Source organism: Bacillota bacterium (assembly GCA_036504675.1).
Taxonomy (GTDB): Bacteria; Bacillota; Sulfobacillia; order JAJYWN01; family JAJZPE01; genus DASXUT01.
Map to the genome: position 1 here is coordinate 23,607 of DASXUT010000012.1, position 6,285 is coordinate 29,891.

Annotated in this window: 7 protein-coding genes; all 7 read left to right on the forward strand. The window is 68.1% G+C overall.

Features of this window, described 5'->3' with window-relative positions; genetic code table 11:
• The first annotated feature begins 259 nt into the window (after positions 1 to 259).
• Positions 260 to 2,125, forward strand: a complete 1,866-nt coding sequence (locus VGL40_00740) for an ATP-binding protein (GenBank protein ID HEY3313795.1) — start codon at positions 260 to 262, stop codon at positions 2,123 to 2,125.
• On the forward strand, positions 2,106 to 2,771 hold the full coding sequence (locus VGL40_00745) for a response regulator (GenBank protein HEY3313796.1): 666 nt from the start codon (positions 2,106 to 2,108) through the stop codon (positions 2,769 to 2,771). Before VGL40_00740 ends, VGL40_00745 begins: the two co-directional genes overlap by 20 nt.
• A complete protein-coding gene (locus VGL40_00750; GenBank protein ID HEY3313797.1) occupies positions 2,762 to 3,430 on the forward strand; it encodes a TrkA family potassium uptake protein in 669 nt (222 codons plus the stop codon). Before VGL40_00745 ends, VGL40_00750 begins: the two co-directional genes overlap by 10 nt.
• A 2-nt stretch (positions 3,431 to 3,432) precedes the next feature.
• Positions 3,433 to 4,152, forward strand: a complete 720-nt coding sequence (locus VGL40_00755) for a TrkA family potassium uptake protein (GenBank protein HEY3313798.1) — start codon at positions 3,433 to 3,435, stop codon at positions 4,150 to 4,152.
• On the forward strand, positions 4,149 to 4,313 hold the full coding sequence (locus VGL40_00760) for a hypothetical protein (GenBank protein ID HEY3313799.1): 165 nt from the start codon (positions 4,149 to 4,151) through the stop codon (positions 4,311 to 4,313). Before VGL40_00755 ends, VGL40_00760 begins: the two co-directional genes overlap by 4 nt.
• The gene (locus VGL40_00765) at positions 4,310 to 5,824 is read left to right on the forward strand and encodes a TrkH family potassium uptake protein (GenBank protein ID HEY3313800.1); all 1,515 of its coding nucleotides are present in this window, start codon (positions 4,310 to 4,312) and stop codon (positions 5,822 to 5,824) included. The genes VGL40_00760 and VGL40_00765 overlap by 4 nt, the downstream gene beginning before the upstream one ends.
• The coding region (locus VGL40_00770; GenBank protein HEY3313801.1) for a hypothetical protein at positions 5,821 to 6,285 on the forward strand (465 nt) is incomplete at its 3' end. The genes VGL40_00765 and VGL40_00770, both read left to right, overlap by 4 nt.

Below are 6,285 nucleotides of genomic sequence, written 5' to 3' on the forward strand. Positions count from 1 at the left end.
GTTTAATGTACCAATTTGTACGCGGAAAAATACCGCTTGAGCGGGGGCTTGGCCGAAATATTTCCGGGAACGGGGCGATCGGTTGGCGCCCGTCGGGCCCAGACCGTCTTCTATTGAATCGTTCTCCCGAGAGGAGTATGATGAGCCGGGCCGTCCGGCGGGAAAAATAGCTGGTGCCCGGCCAGGATTAGCTGGCTACCGGCCGGAAAATCGAGAGCCAACCCGACAATCGAGAGCCAACCCGATGGGAGGGACGGTCGTGAGGACTCTGCGGGCCAAGATCATGGGCGGCTATGTCCTGATCACCGTCCTTGCTCTCTTGGTGGGGACCCTGTCGGCCCTCAACTACGTCCGGTTCACCCGCGACCTCGACGCCATCATGGTCCGCAACTACCGCAGCGTCATCGCCGCCGGCAACCTGGTCGCCTCGCTGGAGCGACAGGACAGCGCCGCCCTCCTGATGCTCATGGGGGACCAGGAATCGAGGTCCCTCTTCGAACAGGCCAAGGTCGAGTTCATGGAGTGGCTGGCCCGAGCCCAGGACAACGTGACCGAGCCCGGTGAGGGTGAGGCCGTCGCCTCCATCCGTGCCGGTTTCGTCAACTACACCAGATCCATCGGCCAGCTCGAGCAGACCGTGGGGAGCGGTGGGATGACCGGGGGGACGGCCGTGGCGACTTACCGCCGGGAGGTCCTCCCCCACTTCAACGCCACCCGCCAGGCCTGTCAGGAACTGCTCCGGATCAACGACGAGGCGATGCGGGCGAAGCAGGCCAGGACGGCCGCTGCCTCGGGCCGGGCGGTCTGGTCGACCATCGGAGTGGCCGCGTCGGCCCTTCTCCTCGCCGTCGTCCTCGGCTCGACTCTCTCCAGCCTGATCGCCCAGCCCATCCGCCGACTGGCCGAGTTCGCCAGGCGCGTCGGTGAGGGTCACCTGGATGAATCATTGGTCATCAAGAGCGATGACGAGGTCGGGGTCCTCTCCACGGAGTTCGGCCGGATGCTCGAGCACCTCAGGGAACTGCGGGCCTCCGACGTGGCTCAGCTCACGGCGACCAGGTTGAAACTGGGGGCGGTCATCGAATCCATCAGCGACGGCCTCGTGGTGATGGACACCGACTCCCGGATCGAGTCGGCCAACCGGGTGGCCAACCGGGTCTTTGGATGGCATGAGGGCGAGGTCGCGGGCCTGCCTTTCGCCGAGGCGGTCGAGGACCCCCGTCTGAAGGACCTGATCACCCGGGCCACGGCTGGCTCGGCCGACCGCGCCCCCCTGGCCGTGGAAGCCACGGACAACGGCAAGAAGCGATACTACCACGCGGAAGCGACGATCATCCGGCATCAGGGCAAGTCCCTCGGGATCGTCCTCCTGATGAGGGACGTCACCGCCGTCGAGGAAGAGGACCGGGCCAGGTCGCGGTTCATGTCGGCCATCTCGCACGAACTTCGGACGCCGCTGGCCTCCCTTGTGATGGGGACCGGCCTCCTGGCCGAGAGCAGGACCCTCAAGGACAGCCCGCGGGACGTCGAGTTGGTCGAGATCATCCAGGAGGACAGCCGCCGCCTCGACCGGCTGGTCGATGAGCTGTTCGCCCTGACCAGGCTGCAGATGGGGCAGGTCCCCCTGCGCTTCGCCGAAGAGGACGTCGCCGCCATGGTCGACCTGGCCACGAAGCCGTTCCTCCCGCAGGCCGAGACGGCCGGGGTCGAACTGGTCCGGGATGTCCCCGACGGGTTCCCGCCGGTCAGGGCCGACCGCGACAAGGTGGCCTGGGTCCTGTCGAACCTCCTCGGGAACGCCCTCCGCTACGCCCCGGCCGGCGGCCGGGTGAGGATCTCGGCCGAGCTCCACGGGAGCATGGCCTATCTGACCGTCGAGGACGACGGCCCGGGCATCCCCAAGGAAAGCCAGGAGGCCATCTTCGAGCCCTTCGTCCAGCTTGACCCGGCCAAGAAAGGCGGGGCGGGCCTGGGCCTGCCGGTGTCGAGGGACATCGTCCGCGCCCATGGGGGCCGGATCTGGGTCGACAGCGAGGTCGGTCGGGGGAGCAAGTTCACCTTCAGTCTACCCGTGACGAAAACCATTCCCGGAGGTGATTCCATTGGTGAGGGTGTTAATCGTTGACGATGAGAAGAACATCCGGGTGACTCTCCAGCAGTGCCTGGTTGAAGCGGGCTACGAAACGGACGTCGCCGTGGGCGGGGAGCACGCCCTCGAGAAGGCCGAGCACCAGACCTATGACCTGATCCTGCTGGACATCAAGCTGCCCGACCTGGACGGCCTGGAGGTCCTTCGCCGGATCAAGCGGCGCGCTCCCGAGCAGGACGTGGTGATGATCACCGCCTACGGGTCGGTCGAGACCGCCGTCCAGGCGATGAAGGTCGGAGCCATCGACTATCTGCAGAAACCATTCACCCCGGAGGAGATCAGGAACGTCGTCTCGAGCGTCCTCGGCCGCCGGACCATCACCGCCGAGGATGCCGACCAGTCCTTCCGGGCCTCGATTGAACTGGCCAAGGCCTGCATCACCCGGCACCGCCTGGACCAGGCCGTGCCCCACCTGCGCCGGGCCATGGCCCTGGACCCCGAGAGCCCCGAACCCTTCAACCTCCTCGGGATGGTCCAAGAACTCGAAGGCGAGGTCGTCGAGGCCCTCAAGATGTACCGGGCGGCCCTGGCCGTCGACCCCACTTACCAACCGGCCCAGGACAACCTGAGCCGGGCGACCAATTTGAACTACGTCCCGCCGGAAACATCGCCGTGTACGTGATCATCGCCGGTTGCGGCCGGCTGGGCTCCGAGTTGGCCAGGAACATGTCCGAAGAGGGCCACGACGTGGTCGTCATCGACCGCGCCCGGGAGGCCTTCGAGCGGCTCGGGTCGGCCTTCGACGGGATCACCATCGAGGGCACGGCCATCGACGAGGATGTCCTGCGGCAGGCCGGGGTCGACCGGGCCGACGCCCTGGCCGCCGTGGCCGGGAGTGATGAGGTCAACCTGATGGTCGGGCAGGTCGCCCGTCGCCACTTCAACCTCAGACGGGTCGTCGTCAGGGTCAACAACCCGCACCTCGAGAGCGCCTATCGCAAGTTCGGCCTGCTCACTCTGAGACCCGACAAGTCCGCCGTGGCCCAGGTCCGCGGCTTGCTGTCCAGCCAAGGCCTGACCACCCTGCTGACCCTGGGCACCGGCGAGGCGCTGCTGTCCCAGGTGGCCCTCCGGGCCGACCTGGCCGGGCAGTCCCTGGACCGCCTGGCCATCCCGGGCAAGTGCCAGCCAGCCGGAATTCTACGGGGGGGTCGCGTCCTTCTGCCCGAGCCCGACCTCCGGGTCGAGCCGGGTGACGCCCTCATCTGCGTCGTCCGTCTGGATGCGTTGGCGGCCGTCACCGCCTGGGCCGACGTCACTCGCGATCCCGGGGAGATGTGAACATGCGCGTCGTCGTCGTCGGGGGCGGCAAGGTCGGTTACTACCTCGTCCGGACCCTCCTCGACCAGAAACATCAGGTCAGCGTGATCGAGAAGGACCCCGACCGAGCCGCTTTCCTGGCCGGAAAGCTGCCGGCCCTGGTCATCGCCGGGGACGGCACCAACCTGGCCCATCTGGCCGACGCGGGGGCGGACCGGGCCGACGTCCTGGCGGCGGTGACCGGCCTCGACGAGGTCAACCTGGTGGCTTGCCAGGTCGGCCGGACCGAGTTCAACGTGCCCCGGACGGTGGCCAGGGTCAATAATCCGCTCAACCGGGCGATTCTCAAGCAACTGGGGGTCGACACGGTCGTCTCCAGCACAGCCATCATCGCCCACGTCATCGAACAGGAGACCAACCTGGAGAGCTTGAGGGAGCTGTTCACCCTCGAGCAGGGAAGGCTGGCCCTGGTCGAGGAGGTCATCGCCGGTGACAGCCCGGCCGCCGGCCGGTCCGTCCGCGACCTGGCCCCGGGTCTGCCCGAGGATTCGGTGCTGATGGCCATCGTCAGGGGCGACCGCCTGGTCTTCCCGCGCGGCGAGACCGTCCTGGCCGCGGGCGACAAGGTCCTGGCCCTGACCACGACGGACAATGAGGATGGCTTGATGGCGGCCCTCGGGGGTCGCCGCCGGACAGCCCGCGTGGCCGGTCGGCCGGCCAAGCCAGGCGGTGACGGGCGATGAGCGAAGCGCGCCGAGATGACCCTCCCGGACCGCGCCGCGACGGCCCCCCCCGCGCGGGCTGGGGCCATTACGCCCTGGCCGGGGTGACGGCCGAGGTCTTGGCCGTCGGGCTCTTCCTCCTCGCCCTCTTCGGAGTCTGTGTGCTGGCGGCCCTTCGATGACCGCCGCGCGGAGCAATCCATGGTGGCTCGACCTGGCCCCGGTGGGCTTCTACACTGGGTGGGTCCTCTGGGGGATGGCCGCCCTGATGGGTGCCCCCGTCCTCGTCGCGCTGGCCTCCGGCGAGTGGACGGTGGTCCCGGACTTCCTCATCGGAGCCGGGGCCTCGCTGCTCCTTGGGTCGGGTCTGGTGATCCTCTTCAGGCGGGCCGACCGCCGCCTGACCTGGTCCCGAGGGATGCTGGCGGTGGCCGTGTCATGGCTGGTGGCGATGCTCGTCAGCGCCATCCCGAGCTGGTTGAGCGGCCACTATGGCTCCTATCTGGACGCCTCCTTCGATGTGATGAGCGGGTTCACCACCACCGGGCTGGCCCTGATCAAGGACCTCGACCACGTCTCGGACGGGCTCAACACCTGGCGCCACCTCCTGTCCTACCTGGGCGGGCAAGGGATGATCGTCCTCACCCTGACCTTCCTCCTCAGCGGGCTTCCCGGGGCCTACAAGCTGTACGTGGGGGAAGGCAAGGACGAGCGGCTCTTCCCGAGCGCCGTCCGGACGGCCCGGGCCATCTGGGTGATCAGCCTGGTCTATCTCGGGGTGGGAACGATCGTCCTCGGGGTACTGGCCTGGCTGGCCGGACTCCCGCCCTACCGGGCCTTCCTCCACGGGATGTGGGTTTTTATGGCCGCCTTCAGCACCGGCGGGTTCGCTCCCAACAGCCAGAACATGATCTTCTATCACAGCTTCGTCTTCGAGATCGGGACGATGGTCTTCTTCGTCATCGGCTCCCTGAACTTCGGCCTTCACTACGCGGTCTGGGCCGGCCGGTGGCGGGAGCTGTACCGCAACCTCGAGGCCCAGGTCTTCGTGGGCGTCTCGCTGATCGGCACGGTCCTGGCCGTGGCCGCCCTGGCCGGGGGCCGGCCCTACAGCGGCTCGGTCGACCTCTTCCGGAGGGGGGTCTATCAGGTCATCTCGGCCCAGACCACGACCGGGTTCATGACCGTCTACCCAGGGCAGTTCGGCGGTCAATGGGGAGGCCTGGCCATCCTCGTCCTGACCGTGGCCATGCTCATCGGTGGGTCGGCCAGTTCGACGGCGGGCGGGTTCAAGGGCCTGCGGGTCGGCCTGGCCGTGAAGACCCTGACCCACGAGATCAGGCGGCTGCTCGCCCCGGAATCGGCCCTGACCGTCACCAAGTTTCACTTCTTCCGCGACTTCACCCTCGAGGAGCGGCAGGTCCGAAGCGCCTTCCTGATCATGGGCCTCTACGTCCTCACCTTCACCACCCTGGCCCTGGCCACGGCCGCCGCCGGTTACCCGGTCAAGGAAGCCGTCTTTGAGGCCGCCTCAGCCACCGGCAACGTCGGCCTGACCATCGGGGTCGCCACCCCCCTGATGCCCTCGCCGCTCAAAGCGCTCTTCATCGTGGTCATGTGGGCGGGCCGGCTCGAGTTCATGGCCGTTCTCGTCCTCGTCGGATACCTCCTCAGGGGCAGGCGAATGAGATGATGACCTTCAGCCGGCGACGCCTCTTGACCCTGGCCGTCCTGGCCCTCTTCGCGGCGGTGGCCATCGGGCCGCGGGCCGCCTGGGCCGCGACCGCGGTCCTCCCCGGGGTACTCCTGTCGGCCCCGCCGGACTACGATGGCCGGGAGGTCACCTTCGAGGCCGAGGTCCTCGATCCCGTCCTGCCCAGGGGTGACTACTCTTGGGTCAACGTTCTCGATGAGAACGGCGTGGCCATCGGTCTGTGGATGCCGTCCGACCTGGCTCGGCGGATCACGACCACCGGGCGCTACGGACGGATGGGCGATACCGTCGCGGTGTCCGGGACCTTCCGCGCCGCCTGCGGTCAGCATGACGGGGAGGCCGACGTCCACGTCCAGTCCCTGGAGGTCATCGCCCGCGGCCACGCGACGGAGCCGCCGGCGGCCGCCCACCGCTGGCCCATCGCCCTGGGGCTGGTCGGC

Excerpts from the sequence above, each read along its gene's own strand:
- VGL40_00760 (HEY3313799.1), top strand. The coding sequence starts at position 4,149 with ATGAGCGAAGCGCGCCGAGATGACCCTCCCGGACCGCGCCGCGACGGC.
- VGL40_00755 (HEY3313798.1), top strand. The coding sequence starts at position 3,433 with ATGCGCGTCGTCGTCGTCGGGGGCGGCAAGGTCGGTTACTACCTCGTC.
- VGL40_00765 (HEY3313800.1), top strand. The coding sequence starts at position 4,310 with ATGACCGCCGCGCGGAGCAATCCATGGTGGCTCGACCTGGCCCCGGTG.